Genomic DNA, 20,904 nt, shown 5'->3' on the forward strand with positions numbered 1-20,904 from the left:
GCTGGACGCCGGGGCCGCTCCCCGGTTGGCGTTCCACCCTTGAACCGCCGCGAAAGGCCGCTTACGAAGACGCCGGCGGGTAGAGGGCCGGGGGGAGCTTGGCGGCAGCCGCCTTGTCCAGGAGCCAGAGGGTGCGGAAGCGGCCGCGGGCGCCCGCGGCGGGGGCCTGGACCTCGCCGGGGGAGGAGAGGGCCACCGCCACCGCGCCCGCCTTGTCCTCGCCCGCGGCGAGCAGCCAGACCTCGCGGGCCGCCCGGATCGCCGGGAGGGTCAGCGAGACCCGGGTGGGCGGCGGCTTGGGCGAGCCGTGGACACCGACCACGGTCCGCTCGGTCTCGCGCACCCCCGGGTGCTCGGGGAAGAGCGAGGCCACATGGGTGTCGGGACCGACGCCCAGCATGAGCACGTCGAAGGCGGGCACCGGCCCGTGGTCCTCCGGCCCGGCCGCCGCGGCCAGCTCCGCCGCGTAGGCGTCGGCAGCCGTGTCCGCGTCCCCGTAGGGGCCGTCCGAGGCGGGCATCGGATGCACCCGCCGCGGGTCGACCGGGACCGCGTCCAGGAGCGCGGCGCGGGCCTGGGTGACATTGCGCTCCGGGTCGCCGTCCGGCTCGAAGCGCTCGTCGCCCCACCACAGGTCGAGGCGGGACCAGTCCACCGCGTCCCTGGCGGGGGACTCGGCGAGCGCGGCGAGCAGCGCGTTGCCGTTGCGCCCGCCGGTGAGCACCACCGAGGCGGCGCCCCGGGCGGCCTGGGCGTCCACGATCTTCGTGATCAGCCGGGCCGCCGCGGCGCGCGCCATCAGCTCCTTGTCGCGGTGGACGACCACCTGCGGCGTACTCACTTCGGGGTCGCCGCCTTCCCCGCCGCCTTCTTCGCGGCGGCGGCGGTGGTGGAGGCGGCCTTCTTGGTGGCCGTCGGCTTCCCGGTGGGCTCCACCGAGCTGGCACCGTCGGCCCCGGCACCGCTGGCCCGCACCAGATGGCCGACACCGAACTGCACCGTGGAGCGGTAGATGTCGTCCGGGTCGAGCCGCCGCAGCTCCTCCGCGATCAGCTCGGAGGTCTCGCGCCGCTTCAGCGCCACATGACGGTCCGGCTGGCCCGGCATCGCCAGCTCGGCGAGCCTGCCGTCCGCGCGGTCCAGGCAGATGTCGCCGTCCGGCGTGTAGAGCCGGGCCGCGGTGATGCCGGGGCCGTCCGAGACCTTGCGCTCGACCGTGACGCCGAGCCGGTCGGCGAGCCACAGCGCGAGCAGCTCGGTGCTCGGGTTGTACGCCTCGCCCTCGACCGCGGCCGCGGTGATCTTCGAGTGCTTCTGGTCCAGGGCCGCGGCCAGCATCGAACGCCACGGGGTGATCCGGGTCCAGGCCAGGTCGGTGTCACCGGGGGAGTAGCCCGAGGCACGGACCGCCAGCGAGGCGACGGGGTCCTCGGCCGAGGACGCGTCGGTGATCCTGCGCTGCGCGAGACGGCCCAGCGGGTCCTCGGCGGCGTTCTCCGGCGCCTGGTCGGGCCACCAGCAGACGACGGGTGCGTCCGGCAGCAGCAGCGGCAGGACGACCGACTCGGCGTGGTTGGCCAGCTCGCCGTGCATCCGCAGCACCACGGTCTCGCCGGTGCCCGCCTCCGAGCCCACCAGCACCTCGGCGTCGAGCCGGGCCAGCGCCCGGTCCCGCGGCGAGCGTCCCGGCCGCTTGATGACGACCAGGATCCGGGAGGGGTGCTCCCTGGACGCCTCGGTGGCCGCCTTCAGCGCGTCGTACGCACTGCCCTCGTCGGTGACGATGACCAGCGTCAGCACCATCCCGACCGCGGGGGTGCCGATGGCCCGCCGGGCCTGGATCAGCCCGGCGTTGATGCGTGCGGACGTGGTGTCCGTGAGATCGATCTTCATGGCCGGCGCCAGCTCCTGCCGTCTCGTGCGAGCATCTCGTCCGCCTCGGCCGGCCCCCAGGTGCCGGACGCGTACTGGGCGGGCTTGCCGTGCTTCTCCCAGTACTCCTCGATCGGGTCGAGGATCGTCCAGGAGAGTTCGACCTCCTGGTGGCGCGGGAAGAGGTTGGCGTCGCCGAGCAGCACGTCCAGAAGGAGCCGCTCGTACGCCTCCGGGCTGGACTCGGTGAAGGACTCGCCGTACGCGAAGTCCATCGACACGTCCCGGACCTCGGTGGAGGTGCCGGGCACCTTCGAGCCGAACCTGACCGTCACGCCCTCGTCCGGCTGCACCCGGATGACCAGCGCGTTCTCGCCCAGCTCCTCGGTGGCGCCGGACTCGAAGGGCAGGAACGGCGCCCGCTTGAAGACCACCGCGATCTCGGTGACCCGGCGGCCCAGCCGCTTGCCGGTGCGCAGGTAGAACGGCACACCCGCCCAGCGCCGGTTGTTGATCTCCAGCTTCACCGCGGCGTAGGTGTCGGTCTTGGACTTGGGGTCGATGCCGTCCTCCTCCAGGTACCCGAGCACCTCCTCGCCGCCCTGCCAGGCGTGCGCGTACTGCCCGCGCACGGTGTGCTTCGCGAGGTCGTCGGGGAGCTGGACGGCGCCGAGCACCTTCAGCTTCTCCGCGGTCAGCGCCTTGGGATGGAACGAGCCGGGCTCCTCCATCGCGGTGAGCGCCAGCAGCTGCAGCAGGTGGTTCTGGATGACGTCACGGGCCGCGCCGATGCCGTCGTAGTACCCGGCACGGCCGCCGATGCCGATGTCCTCGGCCATCGTGATCTGTACGTGGTCCACGTAGGACCGGTTCCAGATCGGCTCGTACATCGTGTTGGCGAAGCGCAGCGCCAGGATGTTCTGGACCGTCTCCTTGCCCAGGTAGTGGTCGATCCTGAAGACCTCGTTGGGCGGGAAGACGTCGTGCACGATCCGGTTGAGCTCCTGCGCGCTCTCCAGGTCGTGGCCGAAGGGCTTCTCGATGACCGCGCGCCGCCAGGACTCGCCGGTGCCCTGGGAGAGCCCGTGCTTCTTGAGCTGCTGCACCACGTTGGGGAAGAACTTCGGCGGCACGGACAGGTAGAAGGCGAAGTTGCCCCCGGTGCCGCGCGCCTTGTCCAGCTCCTCGATGGTGGACTTCAGCGTCTCGAACGCGGTGTCGTCGTCGAAGTCGCCCTGGACGAAGCGGCACCCCTCGGCGAGCTGCTGCCACACCTCCTCGCGGAACGGGGTGCGGGCGTGCTCCTTGACGGCGTCGTGGACCTCCTGGGCGAAGTCCTCGTTCTCCCAGGTACGGCGGGCGAAGCCGACGAGCGCGAAGCCCGGCGGCAGCAGGCCGCGGTTGGCCAGGTCGTAGACCGCGGGCATCAGCTTCTTGCGGGACAGGTCACCCGTCACGCCGAAGATGACCAGGCCCGACGGCCCCGCGATACGCGGGAGCCGCCGGTCCAGTGCATCCCTGAGCGGGTTGCCCTCGTGGGGTTCCGTCTGGGTCGTCAACTCATGCCTCCGAGGGGGCGAGCCGTTCGAGTTCCGCCTTGGTGGAGTCCAGGAGTTCGTTCCAGGCCGCCGCGAACTTCTCGACGCCCTCGTCCTCCAGGACCTGGACGACGTCGTCGTACGAGATGCCCAGCGCCGCGATCGCGTCGAGGTCGGCGCGGGCCTGCTCGTAGGTGCCGCGGACCGCGTCACCGGAGATCGTGCCGTGGTCGGCGACGGCGTCCAGGGTGGCCTCGGGCATGGTGTTCACCGTGTTCGGCGCGACCAGCTCGGTGACGTACATGGTGTCCGGGTACGCCGGGTCCTTGACGCCGGTGGAGGCCCACAGCGGGCGCTGCTTGTTGGCGCCGGCCTTCTCCAGGGCCAGCCAGCGGTCGGAGGAGAAGACCTCCTCGTACGCCTGGTAGGCCAGCCGGGCGTTGGCGATCGCGGCCTTGCCCTTGAGGGCCTTGGCCTCGTCGCTGCCCAGCTTCTCCAGCCGCTTGTCGATCTCGGTGTCCACCCGGGAGACGAAGAACGACGCCACCGAGTGGATCAGGGACAGGTCGAGACCGGCGGCCTTGGCCTTCTCCAGCCCGGAGAGGTACGCGTCCATCACACCGCGGTACCGGTCGAGGGAGAAGATCAGCGTGACGTTGACGCTGATGCCCTTGCCGATGACCTCGGTGATCGCGGGCAGACCGGCGAGCGTCGCCGGGATCTTGATCAGCGCGTTCGGCCGGTCGACCAGCCACGCGAGCTGCTTGGCCTCGGCGACCGTGGCCAGGGTGTTGTGCGCCAGCCGCGGGTCGACCTCGATGGAGACCCGGCCGTCCTGGCCGTCGGTGGCGTCGAAGACCGGGCGGAGGATGTCCGCGCCGTCGCGGACGTCGGCGGTGGTGATCATGCGCAGCGCCTCGTCGACGGTGAGCCTACGGGCCGCGAGGTCCCCCAGCTGCGAGTCGTAGCCGTCACCCTGGGAGATGGCCTTCTGGAAGATCGACGGGTTGGTGGTGACACCCACCACGTGCTGCTGGTCGATCAGTTCGGCCAGGTTGCCGGACGTGATCCGCTTGCGCGAAAGGTCGTCCAGCCAGATCGCGACGCCTTCGTCGGAGAGGCGCTTGAGTGCGTCTGTCATGGGATTGCATCTCCTACTTGTCGTGTACCTGCGTCAGCGATCTGTGGCCGCGAGAGATTCCCGGGCCGCGGCGGCCACCGCGTCCGCGGTGAACCCGAACTCGCGGAAGAGCACCTTGGCGTCGGCCGAGGCACCGAAGTGCTCCAGGCTGACGACGCGTCCCGCGTCACCCACGAAGCGGTGCCAGGTCAGGGCGATCCCGGCCTCGACCGCGACCCGCGCCCTGACGTCCTTGGGCAGCACGCTGTCGCGGTACTCCTGGTCCTGCTCCTCGAACCACTCCACACACGGCATCGAGACCACCCGGGTCGGCACCCCGGCCGCCTGGAGCTGCTCGCGCGCGCCCACGGCGAGCTGCACCTCGGATCCGGTGCCGATCAGGATCACCTGCGCGGGGCCGCCCTCGGCCTCGAACAGCACGTAACCGCCGCGCGCCGCGTCCTCGTTGGCCTCGTACGTCGGCACGCCCTGCCGGGTCAGCGCCAGGCCGTGCGGGGCGCCCTTGCCGTAGACCTTGGTCCAGCGCTTGAGGATCTCGCGCCAGGCGATCGCGGTCTCGTTGGCGTCCGCCGGGCGGACCACGTTCAGCCCCGGGATCGCGCGCAGCGAGGCCAGGTGCTCCACCGGCTGGTGCGTCGGGCCGTCCTCGCCCAGCCCGATCGAGTCGTGCGTCCAGACGTACGTCACCGGCAGGTGCATCAGCGCCGACAGCCGTACCGCGTTGCGCATGTAGTCGGAGAAGACCAGGAAAGTGCCGCCGTAGACACGGGTGTTGCCGTGCAGCGTGATCCCGTTCATCTCGGCGGCCATCGAGTGCTCGCGGATGCCGAAGTGGATGGTGCGGCCGTACGGGTCCGCGCCCGGCAGCGGGTTGCCGGCCGGCAGGAACGACGAGTTCTTGTCGATCGTGGTGTTGTTGGAGCCGGCCAGGTCGGCGGAGCCGCCCCACAGTTCGGGGATGACCGGGCCGAGCGCCTCCAGGATCTTGCCGGAGGCGGCGCGGGTGGCCATCGCGTGGCCCGCCTCGAAGGCCGGGACCTTCTCCTCCCAGCCCGCGGGGAGTTCGGCCGCGGCGACACGGTCGAACAGCTCGGCGCGCTCGGGGTTGGCGGTACGCCAGGCGGCGAATCGCTTCTCCCACTCGCCCCTGGCCTCACGGCCGCGGTCGAGCACCGCACGGGTGTGCGTGATGACCTCGTCGGAGACCTCGAAGGACTGCTCCGGGTCGAAGCCCAGGACCCGCTTGGTCGCGGCGACCTCGTCCGCGCCCAGCGCCGAGCCGTGCGCGGCCTCGGTGTTCTGCGCGTGCGGGGCGGGCCAGGCGATGATCGAGCGCGCGGCGATGAACGACGGCCGCCCGGTCTCGGCCTGCGCCGCCTTCAGCGCCGCGTACAGCGCCTGCGGGTCGAGGTCGCCGTTCTCCTTGGGCTGGACGCGCTGGACGTGCCAGCCGTATGCCTCGAAGCGCTTGGTGGTGTCCTCGGAGACCGCGGTCTCGGTGTCGCCCTCGATGGAGATGTGATTGTCGTCCCACAGCAGCACCAGGTTGCCGAGCTTCTGGTGGCCCGCCATCGAGGCGGCCTCGGCGGAGATGCCCTCCTGGAGGCAGCCGTCACCGGCGATCGCCCAGATGGTGTGGTCGAACGGCGAGGCGCCGGTGGCCGCGTCCGGGTCGAACAGGCCGCGCTCGTAACGGGAGGCCATCGCCATGCCGACCGCGTTGGCGACACCCTGGCCCAGCGGGCCCGTGGTGGTCTCGACGCCGGTGGTGTGGCCGTACTCGGGGTGGCCGGGGGTGAGCGAGCCCCAGGTCCTGAACGCCTTCAGATCGTCCAGCTCCAGGCCGTATCCGGCCAGGTAGAGCTGGGTGTAGAGGGTAAGGCTGGAGTGCCCGGCGGAGAGCACGAAGCGGTCGCGGCCGGTCCAGTCGGCGTCCGCGGGGTCGTGCCGCATGACCTTCTGGAACAGCAGGTAGGCGGCGGGTGCCAGGCTCATCGCCGTGCCGGGATGGCCGTTGCCGACCTTCTGCACGGAATCCATGGCCAGCACCCGCGCGGTGTCAACGGCCCGCTGGTCCAGTTCGGTCCACTCAAGGTCTGTGGTGGTCGGCTGCTTGCTCACCCTGGGTCAGGGCTCCTCTCCACATATGTTGAAAAGACGCCGGTGACGTGGTGCCTACCCGACATGGTCGAGCCTACCGCCGTACGGGCGGTCACCTTTTCGATGCTGCCCCGGTACGCCGCACTTCGCCTGCCGAACCGCGTGAACGCCTGGTGAAGCGGGGCGGGCAACACACTCCACCCCCGGGAGCGGACGCACTATTCCCTGCGTCTAGAGTGGCGTGGTACGCGCAGGTATCTCCGGGCCCCGCTCACTCGCACAGCGGCCGGACTTGCTGGACTCTTCCTCTTCTTCTCTTGGGGTGTTCGTGACGGCCGTCGAATCCCGACCCGCAGGGGTCATCGGGACGGGCTCCGGTCACCGGCCATTCGGGGCCCGTGTCATGGGGTTCGTGGCGCTGACCAAGCCACGCATCATCGAACTGCTGCTCATCACGACCGTCCCGGTGATGTTCCTGGCGGCGGGCGGCGTCCCCGACCTCTGGCTGGTGCTGGCGACCGTGGTCGGCGGCTATCTGTCGGCGGGCGGCGCCAACGCCCTCAACATGTACATCGACCGCGACATCGACGCCCTGATGCACCGCACCGAGCAGCGCCCGCTGGTCACGGGCCTGGTGTCACCGCGCGAGGGCCTGGTCTTCGGCATCACGCTCTCGGTGGTCTCCACCGTGTGGTTCTGGACGCTCGTCAACCCGCTGTCCGCGGCGCTGTCGCTCACCGCCATCCTCTACTACGTCTTCGTCTACACGCTGGGCCTGAAGCGGCGTACCGCGCAGAACATCGTGTGGGGCGGGGTCGCGGGCTGCCTGCAGGTCTTCATCGGCTGGTCGGCCGTGCGCAACGAGCTGGCCTGGGCGCCCTTCGTCCTCTTCCTGGTGCTGTTCTTCTGGACGCCGCCGCACTACTGGCCGCTGTCGATGAAGGTCAAGGACGACTACGCGCGGGTCGGCGTCCCGATGCTGCCGGTGGTCGCGGGCAACCAGGTGGTGGCCCGGCAGATCGTCCTCTACAGCTGGGTGATGGTGCTCACCTCGCTCACCCTGTGGTGGCCGCTGGGCGAGACCTCGTGGTTCTACCCGGTGGTCGCGACGGCCCTCGGCGGCTTCTGGCTCAAGGAGGCGCACGCCCTGCACTCCCGCGCCAAGGCCGGGATCACCGGGCCGAAGCTCAAGGAGATGCGGCTGTTCCACTGGTCGATCACCTACGCGACGCTGCTGTTCGTCGCGGTCGCCGTGGACCCCTTCCTCCACTAGCACTCCACCACCACGTTCGGCGGGCACCACTGGCCGTCGCTGGTTACCGGCAGGTAGCATCGGGGCATGGCTGACAGCACCCTCGAAGAGACCCCGCGCGCGCAGCGCCGTACCGCGCGCCTGGCGCGCCAGATCCACGCGTTCGCCGCGTCGCACGGCGGCTCCGCCGAGGCGAACGTGGCGTACATCGGAGAGCGCGGCGCGCGCATCGTCCTGGTCGGTGAGAACGGCGAGTGGGGCGACCTGGTGGCCCCCAGCTACGACATGGCGCTGCGCGCGGTCGAGCGGTCCGGCGTCACCGTCCACGAGGACTTCGACGGCGAGTTCGCGGCGAAGGTCCGCACCGGGCGCTACGAGTGGACGAGAATGGCCGGAATCCAGATCGGCGGCCCCGCCAACACCTGACGCCGCCTTCGTCCGTTAGAGCCTGTGTCCCGACGACAGCGGGTCGGCACACACGGCGGACGGCGAGGGGACGGCGATGGCCGGGGACCAGGCACAGCTGGTGGACGCGTACTGCCACGGGATTCTCCCCGGCGACCTGGGCCTCGGCGCGTTCGAGGCCCAGCTCCCCGGCACCGCGGCGCCGCACACCACCCTCTTCGACAGCCCCACCGGCTTCGCGGTGCGCCGCTGGTGCCCGCCGCTGCTCGGCCTGGAGCCGCACTGCGCCCCGGCCAGGTATCTGGCCCGTCGCCGCGAGCTGGGCGCCTACGAGGCCGCACGGCTGCTGCTGCGCGGCACCGGCATCGACGCCTACCTGGTGGACACCGGGGAGCCCGGCGACCTGACGCCGCCCAAGGAGCTGGGCGCGGCGGGCGCGGCGCGGGCGTACGAGATCGTCCGGCTCGAACCGCTGGCCCAGCAGGTGGCCGACACCTCCGGCACGGTGGACGGATTTCTGGCCAATCTCGCGGAGGCGGTGCACGGCGCCGCGCTCAGCGCCGTCGGCTTCAGCGCGGTCGGCTTCCACGGCGCCGGTCCCGAGGGGCCGGACGGCGGCGAACCGGGACCGCCGGGGGCGGGTCAGGTGCGGTACGCCGCCGCCGAGTGGCTCGCCCGGCGGCCGGTCGGCGCCCGCCCCACCGACCCCGTACTCCTGCACCATCTGCTGTGGAACGCCGTGGCCACCGGGCTGCCGCTGTCGCTGCGCCTCCCCGCGGACGGGGCCGGGCCGCGGGCCGCGGAGGGCTTTCTGCGGGCCACCTCGGGGCTCGGCACGGATGTGGTGCTGCTGCCGGGGGAGCCGCACGAGGGCGCCGCGGCGGACCTGGCGGCCGCGCTGCCGCACGTCTACGTGGGGCTGGGCGGCGACCCGGCCCCGGTGCTGGGGCGCACGCCGTTCGGGAAGGTGCTGTACGCGGGCGGCGCGGCGGCGCTGCCCGAGCTGTACGTGACGGGGGCGCGGCGGTTCAGGGCCGCGCTCGACCGGCTGGTCGAGCGGCGGGTCGACGCCGGGGACTGGTCGTCAGCCGACGGGCACCGGGTCGCGGCGCTGGTCGGCGCGGCGAACGCGCGCCGCGTCTACCGGCTGGCCGAAGGACGCCCGGACCCCCGGCGCTCAGACTCCCACGCTGACCGCTGAGCCGGACTGCGCGGGGCCGGGGAGCACCGCGCCGGGCTCGGCGAAGGGGCGCTCGCGCAGCGACAGCAGGACCCGCAGGTTCGCGATCCACACGATGCACGCGCCGAACATGTGCAGCCCGACGACCGCCTCGGGCAGATGCGTGAAGTACTGCACGTAGCCGATGACGCCCTGCGACATCAGTACGACGAACATGTCGCGGCTGCGGTCGCGGGGCCCGATCGGCGCGTCCACCGCGCGCAGCACGAACCACAGCGCGGCGGTCAGCGCGACGACCACCCAGGCGAGGTCCGCGTGCAGTTGGGCGACGGACTTCCAGTCGACCGGGATGCGGTGCACATCACTGGAGTCGCCCGCGTGCGGCCCGGCGCCGGTCACCACGGTCCCCACCACGATCAGCGCGGCGGTCGCCGCCGTCAGCAGCCAGGTGAGCTGGCGCACCGGCTTGCCGACCAGCGGCCGGGGCGAGGCGTCGCCCTCCTTGGCGCGCTGCCACATCTGCACGGCGATCACGATCAGGATCGCGGCCAGCACGAAGTGCACGCAGACCACGTACGGGTTGAGGCCGGTGAGCACCGTGAAGGCGCCCAGCACCGCGTTGGCCACGACCATCCAGAACTGGGCCCAGCCCAGCCGGGTCAGGCTGCGGCGCACCGGCTTCTGCGACCTCACCGCGATGATCGCCCAGCCGACGGCGGCGCAGAGCACGTACGTCAGCATGCGGTTGGTGAACTCGATCGCGCCGTGCACGCCCATCGCCTCGGTGGGCACCCAGCTGTCGCCCACGCAGCGGGGGGCGGTCGGGCAGCCGAGACCGGAACCGGTGAGGCGCACGGCGCCGCCGGTCACGACGATGACCACCGACATGACCAGCGCGGAGAGCGTGGCCCTGCGCACCGTGACCGGGGACGGGGTCCACCGGGCGGCGATGAAGGCGAGAGGGTTTCGCGCGAGTTCGGGCAGTTTTGGCACGGGCCCTATGGTAAGCGCCGCCCTTGTGCATGCTTTCACTAGGGGGTCGCCGCGGGCCGCCCGGCGCACTCCGTACAGGTCAGGCCCTAGCATCGGGGCACCACCGGCGGGGGCCGGGGCAGGGGTTCGGGGGCTGGGACGTGGGGGCTGGGGGAGACATGGGCGGTGCGGAGCGCGGGAGCGTCAACCGGCGGCGGCTGCTGTACGGCGGCGCGGCCGCGGCGCTGGGCGGGGCCGGCGCCGCCGCGTACGCCGGTGGCGCCCTCGACGGCCAGGAGGCGTCCGCCGCGCCCCGGGGCCACCCCGGATACGTGGACGTGGTCGCCGACTTCGGCGCCAAGGGCGACGGCCGCACCGACGACAGCGCGGCCTTCGCCGCCGCCTACGCCTACGCCGAGTCCCGGGTGTCCGACGGCACCGGCAGAACGGTCGTCGACGTGCCGCCCGGCCGCTTCCTGGTCACCAGGCCCGGCGCCCTGCTCGACGCCGACCGCCCGCGGCGCCCCGCCAACGGGCTGCGCTTCCGCGGCGCGGGCCTGCGGATCAGCGAGATCGTCTTCGCCCCGCCCGCCACCGCCGCGGGCGCCGCCGAGGGCAGCTATCTGTGCCGCAACAACGACACCTGGCAGAACATCTCCTTCGAGGGCCTGCGCTTCACCTCGGGCACACCCGGCGCCTCGTTCTTCTACTCGTACTCCACCGGCGGCGCCGCGAACTACCGCTTCTCCGACTGCGAGTGGATGGGGGAGTGGGAGTACGGCCTCGCGCTCGACGGCTCCAACACCAACTCCGAGATGCGCTGGCAGGCGTGCCGGGTCGGCGGCGCGTACCGCCGGGCCTTCCTGTACTCGGGGCTGTCGCTGCACTCCGAGGACACCGCGCAGCAGGACCAGTTCCTCAACTACTGGTTCACCGACATGAACGTGACCTACGAGTGGGGCAACTTCCTGGAGTTCCCGTACGGCGGCTCGGTGACCTGCCGGGCGGGCAGCTACATCGTCACCGGCCGCCGCCCGGTGCCACACCCCGAATACGGCTTCGAGAGCGCCTTCTTCCGCTTCCCGCGGCCCGCGCACTTCGACGGCGCCCAGCGCTTCCACGCCGAGGACATCCGCTTCGAGCTGCGCGACCCCTCGGTCGTGGTGATCGACTGCGCGTGGAACCGCGGCACCGTCCGCTTCAACGACTGCGACGACACCGCGCACGCCTTCAAGGACTTCTCCGCGGGGCTGCGCGCCCACCGCTACACCCTGACCGACGACGGCCCGCTGGTGCGCTACGACTCCTGCCAGCTCGTGGGCGCGCACCGGTACCGGGGCGCCGCGGCGGGCGTCCGCGCGCGGTACGACATGTGCCGCTTCGCCTCGCACCCGCAAGGGGAGTTCACCGCGCTCGACGCGGGCACGGGGCAGGACGTCGTGCGCTTCACCGACTGCGTGTCCGCGGGCTGAACCCCGCGGCGCGCGCGGCTCACTCCCAGCGGAAGAAGCGGGCGGCGGCGGCCAGGCCGACGACCGCCCACACGGCGAGGATGCCCAGGTCGCCCCAGGGCATCGAGGCGCCGTGCTGGAGCACGTCGCGCAGGCCGTCGGAGAGCGCGGAGATCGGCAGCAGCTTCAGCGCCGACTGCACGCCGCCGGAGAACTTGCTCAGCGGCACGATCACCCCGCCGCCGACCAGCAGCAGCAGGAAGACCAGGTTCGCGGCGGCCAGCGTCGCCTCGGCCTTGAGGGTGCCCGCCATCAGCAGCCCGAGCCCGGAGAAGGCGGCGGTGCCGAGCAGCAGCAGCGCGACCACGGCGAGCGGGTCGCCGTGCGGCGACCAGCCCAGCGCGAAGGCGATCACCGTCAGCAGCGCGATCTGCAGCGCCTCGGTCACCAGCACGGAACAGGTCTTCGCGGTCATCAGCGCCCAGCGCGGCAGCGGCGAGGCGCCCAGCCGCTTCAGCACGCCGTAGCGCCGCTCGAAGCCGGTCGCGATGGCCTGGCCGGTGAAGGCGGTCGACAGCACCGCGAGCGCGAGGATGCCGGGGGCCAGGAAGTCCACCGACTTGCCCGCGCCGGTGTCCACGATGTCGACCGCGCTGAAGAGCACCAGCAGCAGCGCCGGGATCACCACGGTGAGCAGCAGCTGCTCGCCGTTGCGCAGCAGCATCCGGGTCTCCAGCGCGGCCTGCGCGCGGATCATCCGCGGCAGCGGCGCGGCCCCGGGCGCGGGCGCGAACAGCCCGGCTCCGGCGGCGGTGTGCGTACTGGTACTGCTCATCCGCGCAGCTCCTTGCCGGTCAGCTCCAAGAAGACGTCCTCCAGGGTGCGGCGCTCCACCGAGAGGCGGTCGGGGAGGACGCCGTGCTGGGCGCACCAGGAGGTGACGGTGGCCAGCAGTTGCGGGTCGACCTTGCCCTCGATCCGGTAGGTGCCCGGGGTCAGCTCGGCGGCGGCGGTGTCGGCCGGGAGGGCGTTGAGCAGCGAGACCAGGTCCAGCCCGGGGCGGCCGGAGAAGCGCAGGGTGTTCTCGGCGCCGCCGCGGCACAGCGCGTCGGGGCTGCCCTGGGCGATGGCCCGGCCGCCGTCGATGATCACCACGTCGTCGGCGAGCTGCTCGGCCTCGTCCATGAAGTGCGTGGTGAGCACGACCGTGACGCCGTCGGCCCGCAGCTCCCGTACGAGGTCCCAGGTGGCGTGCCGGGCCTGCGGGTCCAGGCCCGCGGTCGGCTCGTCGAGGAAGACCAGCTCGGGGCGGCCGACCACGGCCATGGCCAGCGCCAGCCGCTGCTGCTGGCCGCCGGACAGCCGCCGGTAGGTGGTGCGGCCGCAGGACTCCAGGCCGAGCCGCTCGATCAGCAGCGCCGGGTCGACGGGATCGGCGTACAGGGTCGCGGTGTGCCGCAGCATCTCCTCGGCATGGGCGCCGGGGTAGACACCGCCGGACTGGAGCATCACCCCGATCCGGGGCCGCAGCTCGGTCCCCCGGACGGCGGGGTCGAGGCCGAGCACCCGGACGGCCCCGCCGTCCGCCCGCCGGTACCCCTCGCACACCTCGACCGTGGTGGTCTTGCCCGCGCCGTTGGGCCCCAGCACGGCGGTCACGCCGCCTCGGGCGACGGTCAGGTCGAGACCGGACACCGCGGTCTTGGCCCCGTACCGCTTGACCAGTCCGGTCACCTCGACCGCGGGCTCGTTTCGCATGCTGTGAGTGTAGGTAGCGCTTCCCGCGGCTCTTGCGGCAGGGCGAGGTTAGGCAACCCTTAGTGACACAGCACACCGTGATCGTGACCGAGGCGGCTTGCCTGCTCCTGAGGAATTACGCAACAATGGTGTTGTGGAATACGGCGGTGGCGCTGCCCAGCGGGCAGCGGAGGAGCAGACGACCGGAGAGCGGCGCACCCGCAACCGGGTCGCCCGGTCCATCCTGGACCACGGTCCCTCGACCGCCGCCGATGTCGCCAAGCGGCTCGGCCTGACCCAGGCCGCGGTCCGCCGCCACCTGGACGCCCTCCACGCCGAGAATGTGGTGGAGCCCAGGGACCAGCGCGTCTACGGCCACCGTGGCCGTGGCCGCCCCGCCAAGGTCTTCGCACTCACCGACTGCGGCCGGGACGCCTTCGACCAGGCGTACGACCAGCTCGCCGCCGACGCCCTGCACTGGATCGCGGAATCCGCGGGCGGTGGCGAGAGCGGCGAGGCCGCGGTGTCGGCCTTCGCCCGGGCCCGCGTGGCCGGCCAGGCCGAGCGCTACCGGCCCCTGGTGGAGGCGGCGGCCCCCGAGGACCGCGCTCAGGCGCTGGCCAGGGCCCTGTCCGCGGACGGGTACGCTGCTACCGCGCGTAGCGCCCCCGGCCCGGCCGGGGAGCAGCTCTGCCAGCACCACTGCCCGGTGGCCCACACCGCCGAGCAGTTCCCGCAGCTCTGCGAGGCGGAGGCCGAGGTCTTCTCCCGCCTGCTCGGGACCCATGTGCAGCGGCTGGCCACCATCGCCCACGGCGACGGGGTGTGCACCACGTTCATCCCGCAGGCCAACCACGCGAGCACCACCGTTCACGATCCGTCAGACCTGTCAGATTCATCAGCATCCACCAGCACGTCCGGGAGGAAACCCGCATGACTGCTCCCACGGAGACCACTCACCCGGAGCTCGAAGGCATCGGTACGTACGAGTACGGCTGGGCCGACTCCGACGTGGCGGGCGCGTCTGCCAAGCGCGGCCTCTCCGAGGACGTCGTCCGCGACATCTCGGCCAAGAAGTCCGAGCCCGAGTGGATGCTGAAGCTGCGGCTGAAGGGCCTGCGGCTCTTCGGCAAGAAGCCCATGCCGACCTGGGGCTCCGACCTCTCCGGCATCGACTTCGACAACATCAAGTACTTCGTGCGGTCCACCGAGAAGCAGGCCGAGTCCTGGGAGGACCTGCCGGAGGACATCAAGAACACGTACGACAAGCTCGGCATCCCCGAGGCCGAGAAGCAGCGCCTGGTCGCCGGTGTCGCCGCGCAGTACGAGTCCGAGGTCGTCTACCACCAGATCCGCGAGGACCTGGAGGAGCAGGGCGTCATCTTCCTCGACACCGACACCGCGCTCAAGCAGCACCCCGAGCTGTTCCAGGAGTACTTCGGCACCGTGATCCCGGCGGGCGACAACAAGTTCGCCTCGCTGAACACGGCCGTGTGGTCCGGCGGCTCCTTCATCTACGTGCCGAAGGGCGTGCACGTGGAGATCCCGCTCCAGGCCTACTTCCGGATCAACACCGAGAACATGGGCCAGTTCGAGCGGACGCTGATCATCGTCGACGAGGACGCCTACGTCCACTACGTCGAGGGCTGCACCGCGCCGATCTACAAGTCGGACTCGCTGCACTCCGCGGTCGTCGAGATCATCGTGAAGAAGGGCGGCCGCTGCCGCTACACGACCATCCAGAACTGGTCGAACAACGTCTACAACCTGGTCACCAAGCGCGCGGTCGCCTACGAGGGCGCCACGATGGAGTGGGTCGACGGCAACATCGGCTCCAAGGTGACCATGAAGTACCCGGCCGTCTACCTGATGGGCGAGCACGCCAAGGGCGAGACCCTGTCCATCGCCTTCGCGGGCGAGGGCCAGCACCAGGACGCGGGCGCCAAGATGGTGCACATGGCGCCGAACACCTCGTCGAACATCGTCTCCAAGTCGGTGGCCCGCGGCGGTGGCCGCACCTCCTACCGGGGTCTGATCGAGATCGGTGAGGGCTCCGCCGGATCCAAGTCCAACGTGCTCTGCGACGCCCTGCTCATCGACACCATCTCGCGCTCCGACACGTACCCGTACGTCGACGTCCGCGAGGACGACGTGTCCATGGGACACGAGGCGACCGTCTCCAAGGTCTCCGACGACCAGCTCTTCTACCTCATGAGCCGCGGCATGACCGAGTTCGAGGCCATGGCGATGATCGTGCGCGGCTTCGTCGAGCCGATCGCCAAGGAGCTCCCGATGGAGTACGCCCTGGAACTCAACCGCCTGATCGAGCTGCAGATGGAAGGCGCGGTCGGCTAGCCCCCGGCCCCGTACACCGCCCTTCCCGGGCTCACTCGCGCGAGCGAACACCACAAGGCAGAAAGTGAGCAGTACGACAAGCCATGGCTGACAACATCCCTGCGGGCAGCACCACGGACGGTGCCATCACGGTGGGTCAACCCGCCGACGCCCGGGTCAGCGCGGCCCCGTCCTACGACGTGGCCGACTTCCCGGTGCCGCACGGTCGCGAGGAGGAGTGGCGCTTCACTCCGCTGGAGCGGCTGCGCGGCCTGCACGACGGCACCGCGGAGGCCACCGGCGGCCTGCGGGTCGAGGTGACCGCGCCCGAGGGCGTCACCGTGGAGACCGTGGACCGTACCGACGCCCGCGTCGGCCGGGCGGGCAAGCCCGCCGACCGGGTCGTGGCCCAGGCGTTCAGCTCCTTCGAGAAGGCCTCGGTCGTCTCGGTACCGAAGAACGCCGTGCTCACCGAGCCGGTCAGGATCGCGGTGCACGGCGAGGGCGGCACGGTCTTCGGCCACCAGATCATCGAGGCCGGCGCCTTCTCCGAGTCCGTGGTCGTCATCGACCACACCGGGGACGCCACCCTCGCGGCCAACGTGGAGATCCTCGTCGGCGACGGCGCCAAGCTCACCGTCGTCAGCCTGCAGGACTGGGACGACACGGCCGTGCACGTGGCGCAGCACACCGCGCTCGTCGGCCGGGACGCCACGTACAAGTCCGTCGTCGTCACCTTCGGCGGTGACCTGGTCCGGCTGCACCCGCGGGTGATCTACGGCGCCCCCGGCGGCGAGGCCGAGCTGTACGGCCTGTACTTCACCGACGAGGGCCAGCACCAGGAGCACCGGCTCTTCATCGACCACGACACCCCGCACTGCCGCAGCAACGTCACGTACAAGGGCGCGCTGCAGGGCCGGGACGCGCACGCGGTCTGGATCGGCGACGTGCTGATCCGCGCCGAGGCCGAGGGCACCGACACCTACGAGCTCAACCGCAACCTCGTCCTCACCGACGGCGCGCGGGTCGACTCGGTGCCCAACCTGGAGATCGAGACCGGCGAGATCGTCGGCGCGGGCCACGCCTCGGCGACCGGCCGCTTCGAGGACGAGCAGCTCTTCTACCTGCAGTCCCGCGGCATCCGCGCCGACGAGGCCCGCCGCATGGTGGTCCGCGGCTTCTTCGGCGAGCTGGTCCAGCAGATCGGCCTGCCCGACCTGGAGGAGCGTCTGATGGCGAGCATCGACGCCGAACTGGAGGCGTCCGTCTGATGACCGCCCCCACTGGCTTCCTCCGCGCCTGCGGCCTGAGCGAGCTGGAAGACGACACGCCGCGCCGCGTGGAGCTGGACGGCGTACCGGTCTCGGTCGTGCGCACCGCGGGCGAGGTGTTCGCCATCAACGACATCTGCTCGCACGCGAACGTCTCGCTCTCCGAGGGCGAGGTCGAGGACTGCCAGATCGAGTGCTGGCTGCACGGATCCAGCTTCGACCTGCGCACCGGAAAGCCGTCGGGACTGCCCGCCACGCGGCCCGTACCCGTATACCCCGTCAAGATCGTTGGGGACGACGTGCTCGTCTCCGTCACCCAGGAGTCCTGAGCACATGGCCACGCTTGAAATCCACGACCTGCGCGTCACCGTCGAGGCCGAGAACGGCCCCCGCGAGATCCTGCGCGGCGTCGACCTGACCGTGAAGCAGGGCGAGACGCACGCCATCATGGGCCCCAACGGCTCCGGCAAGTCGACCCTCGCCTACTCGCTCGCGGGCCACCCCAAGTACACCGTCACCGGCGGCACCGTCACCCTCGACGGCGAGGACGTGCTGGCGATGAGCGTCGACGAGCGCGCCCGCGCCGGTCTGTTCCTCGCCATGCAGTACCCGGTCGAGGTCCCCGGCGTCTCCGTCTCCAACTTCCTGCGCACCTCGGCCACCGCGATCCGCGGCGAGGCGCCCAAGCTGCGCACCTGGGTGAAGGAGGTGCGGGAGACCATGGAGCGGCTCCAGATGGACCCCGCCTTCGCCGAGCGCAACGTCAACGAGGGCTTCTCCGGCGGCGAGAAGAAGCGCCACGAGATCCTCCAGCTCGAACTGCTCAAGCCGAAGATCGCCATCCTCGACGAGACCGACTCCGGCCTCGACGTGGACGCCCTGCGGGTCGTCTCCGAGGGTGTCAACAGGGTCCGTGAGTCCGGGGAGGTCGGCACCCTGCTGATCACCCACTACACGCGCATCCTGCGCTACATCAAGCCCGACTACGTGCATGTCTTCGCGCAGGGCCGGATCGCCGAGTCCGGCGGTGCCGAGCTCGCGGACAAGCTGGAGGAAGAGGGCTACGAGTCCTATGTGAAGGGCGGCTCCGCGAGCGGGGCGAACTCCAAGGAGGATGTCGCGTGACAGTTCCCTCGACGACCGGACGTACGCTGCCCGGCCTCCTCGACACCGAGGCGATCCGCAAGGACTTCCCGATCCTGGACCGCCTGGTCCACGACGACCGCAAGCTGGTCTACCTGGACAACGCGGCGACCTCGCAGAAGCCGCGGCAGGTGCTCGACGCCCTCAACGGGTACTACGAGCGGTACAACGCCAACGTCCACCGCGGTGTGCACGTCCTCGCCGAGGAGGCCACCGCGCTGTACGAGGGCGCCCGTGACAAGGTCGCCGCCTTCATCAACGCGCCCAGCCGCGACGAGGTCATATTCACCAAGAACGCCTCCGAGTCGCTGAACCTCGTGGCGAACATGCTCGGCTGGGCCGACGAGCCCTACCGGGTGGACCGCGAGACCGAGATCGTCATCACGGAGATGGAGCACCACTCCAACATCGTGCCGTGGCAGCTGCTGTCGCAGCGCACCGGCGCGAAGCTGAAGTGGTTCGGCCTGACCGACGACGGCAGGCTCGACCTGTCGGACATCGAGCAGGTCATCACCGAGAAGACGAAGATCGTCTCCTTCGTGCTGGTCTCCAACATCCTGGGCACCGTCAACCCGGTCGAGGCCATCGTGCGCCGCGCCCAGGACGTCGGCGCGCTGGTGCTCATCGACGCCTCGCAGGCCGCGCCGCACATGGCGCTGGACGTGCAGCGGCTCGGCGCCGACTTCGTGGCCTTCACCGGCCACAAGATGTGCGGCCCGACCGGCATCGGGGTGCTCTGGGGCCGCCAGGAGCTGCTGGAGGACCTGCCGCCGTTCCTCGGTGGCGGCGAGATGATCGAGACCGTCTCGATGCACTCCTCGACGTACGCCCCGGCGCCGCACAAGTTCGAGGCGGGTACGCCCCCGATCGCCCAGGCCGTCGGCCTCGGCGCGGCCGTGGACTACCTGTCGGCGATCGGCATGGACAAGATCGCCGCGCATGAGCACGCCCTCACCCACTACGCGGTGAGCAGGCTGCTGGAGGTCCCCGACCTGCGGATCATCGGCCCCACCACGGCCGAGGACCGCGGCGCCGCGATCTCCTTCACCCTCGGCGACATCCACCCGCACGATGTCGGCCAGGTGCTCGACGAGCAGGGCATCGCGGTCCGGGTCGGCCACCACTGCGCGCGGCCGGTCTGCCTGCGGTACGGAATTCCTGCGACCACGCGAGCGTCGTTCTATCTGTATTCCACCCCGGCCGAGGTCGACGCCCTGGTCGAGGGACTGGAGCACGTACGGAACTTCTTCGGGTGATGGTGGTGCTGCTGTGAAGCTCGACTCGATGTACCAGGAAGTGATCCTGGACCACTACAAGCACCCGCACGGCCGCGGCCTGCGGGACGGCCAGGCCGAGGTGCATCACGTCAATCCGACCTGCGGTGACGAGATCACCCTGCGGGTGCGGATGGACGGCACCGTCATCGGCGACGTCAGCTACGAGGGCCAGGGCTGCTCCATCAGCCAGGCCAGCGCCTCGGTGCTGAACGACCTGCTGGTCGGCAAGGACCTGACCGAGGCGCGGAAGATCCAGGAGACCTTCCTGGAGCTGATGCAGTCCAAGGGCCGGATCGAGCCGGACGACGCGATGGAGGAGGTGCTGGAGGACGCGGTCGCGTTCGCCGGCGTCTCCAAGTACCCGGCGCGCGTGAAGTGCGCCCTGCTGAGCTGGATGGCGTGGAAGGACGCGACCGCGCAGGCGCTGTCCGGCTCCGGCGCCGTAACTCCGAAGGAGTCCGCATGACCGACACCGCCGGCAACCCGGGCACCGCGCTCAAGCCCGCCTCCGAGGAGGAGATCCGCGAGGCGCTCTACGACGTCGTCGACCCCGAACTGGGCATCGACGTGGTCAACCTCGGTCTCATCTACGGCATCCACGTGGACGACGCCAACGTCGCCACCCTGGACATGACCCTCACCTCGGCCGCCTGCCCCCTCACCGACGTCATCGAGGAGCAGGCCCAGTCCGCGACCGAGGGCATCGTCAGCGACCTGAAGATCAACTGGGTCTGGATGCCGCCGTGGGGCCCGGACAAGATCACCGACGACGGCCGCGAACAGCTCCGCGCCCTCGGCTTCAACGTCTGACCGGACGTACGCCTCACCGCGACACACGACGGGCGGCCACCACAGAGATGTGGTGGCCGCCCGTCGGCGTGTCCGGTGCCTGGCATCCGGCGCGTCAGCCGACGAGCACCGCGGCGATCGCGGTGGCGAGGGAGAGGACCGCGGTGAAGGCGACCGCGGCGCGGCAGACGGCCGCGGGATAGCTGGCGTGATCCAGGCGGGCGAGGCAGGCCGCCGCGGCACCGGCCAGCGCGGCCACCAGGACGATCAGCGCGCAGGCGAGCACGACGACGGCGGTGTGGTCGGACATGTGACGATCCCCTTGCTGTGCGGGTCCATTGCCTGGCCGCAAGATTCCTCGGGAAAGTGTTCGCCGGGGTTCGTTCCGGACGATGATGGACACCTGTGAACAGCAGCACACGAAGTGGTCCAACACCTGCGG

Annotated in this window: 21 protein-coding genes; 12 read left to right on the forward strand and 9 right to left on the reverse strand. The window is 71.1% G+C overall.

The window, feature by feature from the left end; genetic code table 11:
• Positions 1-61 precede the first annotated feature (61 nt).
• Genes pgl through tkt form a run of 5 tightly spaced genes read right to left on the reverse strand, consistent with a single transcriptional unit; the run spans position 62 to position 6,672 of the window.
• On the reverse strand, positions 62-841 hold the full coding sequence (gene pgl / locus AB0M29_RS19435; protein WP_365384058.1) for a 6-phosphogluconolactonase: 780 nt from the start codon (positions 839-841) through the stop codon (positions 62-64).
• Positions 838-1,893 (reverse strand): glucose-6-phosphate dehydrogenase assembly protein OpcA, encoded by a 1,056-nt coding sequence (gene opcA, locus AB0M29_RS19440; protein WP_365384059.1) that lies wholly within the window; start codon positions 1,891-1,893, stop codon positions 838-840. The genes pgl and opcA overlap by 4 nt, the downstream gene beginning before the upstream one ends.
• Complete coding sequence (gene zwf, locus AB0M29_RS19445) at positions 1,890-3,431, reverse strand: glucose-6-phosphate dehydrogenase (protein WP_365384061.1); 1,542 nt, start codon at positions 3,429-3,431, stop codon at positions 1,890-1,892. Before zwf ends, opcA begins: the two co-directional genes overlap by 4 nt.
• A 1-nt stretch (position 3,432) precedes the next feature.
• Positions 3,433-4,551: a transaldolase gene (gene tal / locus AB0M29_RS19450; protein ID WP_365384063.1), complete on the reverse strand. Its 1,119-nt coding sequence runs from the start codon at positions 4,549-4,551 to the stop codon at positions 3,433-3,435.
• 33 nt (positions 4,552-4,584) lie between these two features.
• On the reverse strand, positions 4,585-6,672 hold the full coding sequence (tkt, locus tag AB0M29_RS19455) for a transketolase (RefSeq protein WP_365384064.1): 2,088 nt from the start codon (positions 6,670-6,672) through the stop codon (positions 4,585-4,587).
• Positions 6,673-6,979: 307 nt separating this feature from the next.
• Between tkt and AB0M29_RS19460 the strand changes: the two genes are divergently transcribed.
• The 3 genes from AB0M29_RS19460 to AB0M29_RS19470 all read left to right on the forward strand — a co-directional run bounded on the left by AB0M29_RS19460 (position 6,980) and on the right by AB0M29_RS19470 (position 9,509).
• A complete protein-coding gene (locus AB0M29_RS19460; RefSeq protein ID WP_365384066.1) occupies positions 6,980-7,924 on the forward strand; it encodes a heme o synthase in 945 nt (314 codons plus the stop codon).
• 66 nt (positions 7,925-7,990) lie between these two features.
• Positions 7,991-8,329 (forward strand): hypothetical protein, encoded by a 339-nt coding sequence (locus AB0M29_RS19465; RefSeq protein WP_365384068.1) that lies wholly within the window; start codon positions 7,991-7,993, stop codon positions 8,327-8,329.
• A gap of 76 nt (positions 8,330-8,405) precedes the next feature.
• Positions 8,406-9,509, forward strand: a complete 1,104-nt coding sequence (locus AB0M29_RS19470; protein ID WP_365384070.1) for an amidohydrolase — start codon at positions 8,406-8,408, stop codon at positions 9,507-9,509.
• Here the strand turns inward: AB0M29_RS19470 and AB0M29_RS19475 are convergent.
• Positions 9,486-10,481, reverse strand: coding sequence for a COX15/CtaA family protein (locus tag AB0M29_RS19475; protein WP_365384072.1), 996 nt, complete (start codon positions 10,479-10,481; stop codon positions 9,486-9,488). The two genes, AB0M29_RS19470 and AB0M29_RS19475, sit on opposite strands and share 24 nt — an antisense overlap.
• 158 nt (positions 10,482-10,639) lie before the next feature.
• Between AB0M29_RS19475 and AB0M29_RS19480 the strand changes: the two genes are divergently transcribed.
• Positions 10,640-11,932, forward strand: a complete 1,293-nt coding sequence (locus tag AB0M29_RS19480) for a glycosyl hydrolase family 28-related protein (RefSeq protein WP_365384073.1) — start codon at positions 10,640-10,642, stop codon at positions 11,930-11,932.
• A gap of 19 nt (positions 11,933-11,951) precedes the next feature.
• Here the strand turns inward: AB0M29_RS19480 and AB0M29_RS19485 are convergent, their stop codons facing one another.
• Together AB0M29_RS19485 and AB0M29_RS19490 are read right to left on the reverse strand one after the other, a co-directional pair.
• Positions 11,952-12,746, reverse strand: a complete 795-nt coding sequence (locus tag AB0M29_RS19485) for an ABC transporter permease (RefSeq protein WP_365384075.1) — start codon at positions 12,744-12,746, stop codon at positions 11,952-11,954.
• The gene (locus AB0M29_RS19490) at positions 12,743-13,669 is read right to left on the reverse strand and encodes an ABC transporter ATP-binding protein (protein ID WP_365384077.1); all 927 of its coding nucleotides are present in this window, start codon (positions 13,667-13,669) and stop codon (positions 12,743-12,745) included. Before AB0M29_RS19490 ends, AB0M29_RS19485 begins: the two co-directional genes overlap by 4 nt.
• 133 nt (positions 13,670-13,802) lie before the next feature.
• On the opposite strand from AB0M29_RS19490, the gene AB0M29_RS19495 reads away from it, so the two are divergent.
• The 8 genes from AB0M29_RS19495 (at position 13,803) to AB0M29_RS19530 (ending at position 20,483) form a co-directional block, all read left to right on the forward strand.
• A complete protein-coding gene (locus tag AB0M29_RS19495; protein WP_365384079.1) occupies positions 13,803-14,585 on the forward strand; it encodes an ArsR family transcriptional regulator in 783 nt (260 codons plus the stop codon).
• Positions 14,582-16,003 carry a Fe-S cluster assembly protein SufB gene (sufB, locus tag AB0M29_RS19500; protein ID WP_365384080.1) on the forward strand — a complete coding sequence of 474 codons (1,422 nt, stop codon included), beginning with the start codon at positions 14,582-14,584 and terminating at the stop codon, positions 16,001-16,003. The genes AB0M29_RS19495 and sufB overlap by 4 nt, the downstream gene beginning before the upstream one ends.
• Before the next feature lie 83 nt (positions 16,004-16,086).
• On the forward strand, positions 16,087-17,253 hold the full coding sequence (gene sufD, locus AB0M29_RS19505; RefSeq protein ID WP_365384082.1) for a Fe-S cluster assembly protein SufD: 1,167 nt from the start codon (positions 16,087-16,089) through the stop codon (positions 17,251-17,253).
• Positions 17,253-17,582, forward strand: coding sequence for a non-heme iron oxygenase ferredoxin subunit (locus AB0M29_RS19510; protein ID WP_365384084.1), 330 nt, complete (start codon positions 17,253-17,255; stop codon positions 17,580-17,582). The genes sufD and AB0M29_RS19510 overlap by 1 nt, the downstream gene beginning before the upstream one ends.
• 4 nt (positions 17,583-17,586) lie before the next feature.
• The gene (sufC, locus tag AB0M29_RS19515; protein WP_365384086.1) at positions 17,587-18,378 is read left to right on the forward strand and encodes a Fe-S cluster assembly ATPase SufC; all 792 of its coding nucleotides are present in this window, start codon (positions 17,587-17,589) and stop codon (positions 18,376-18,378) included.
• A 26-nt stretch (positions 18,379-18,404) separates the two neighbouring features.
• Positions 18,405-19,652, forward strand: coding sequence for a cysteine desulfurase (locus tag AB0M29_RS19520; protein WP_365384270.1), 1,248 nt, complete (start codon positions 18,405-18,407; stop codon positions 19,650-19,652).
• 13 nt (positions 19,653-19,665) lie between these two features.
• Positions 19,666-20,139: a Fe-S cluster assembly sulfur transfer protein SufU gene (gene sufU / locus AB0M29_RS19525; RefSeq protein ID WP_365384088.1), complete on the forward strand. Its 474-nt coding sequence runs from the start codon at positions 19,666-19,668 to the stop codon at positions 20,137-20,139.
• A complete protein-coding gene (locus AB0M29_RS19530) occupies positions 20,136-20,483 on the forward strand; it encodes a metal-sulfur cluster assembly factor (RefSeq protein ID WP_365384090.1) in 348 nt (115 codons plus the stop codon). Before sufU ends, AB0M29_RS19530 begins: the two co-directional genes overlap by 4 nt.
• 94 nt (positions 20,484-20,577) lie before the next feature.
• Here AB0M29_RS19530 and AB0M29_RS19535 read toward each other — a convergent pair whose 3' ends face one another.
• Complete coding sequence (locus AB0M29_RS19535) at positions 20,578-20,772, reverse strand: hypothetical protein (RefSeq protein ID WP_365384092.1); 195 nt, start codon at positions 20,770-20,772, stop codon at positions 20,578-20,580.
• Between the last annotated feature and the right edge of the window lie 132 nt (positions 20,773-20,904).

Origin of the sequence: Streptomyces sp. NPDC051976, assembly GCF_040680795.1 — a bacterium.
Classification (GTDB): domain Bacteria; phylum Actinomycetota; class Actinomycetes; order Streptomycetales; family Streptomycetaceae; genus Actinacidiphila.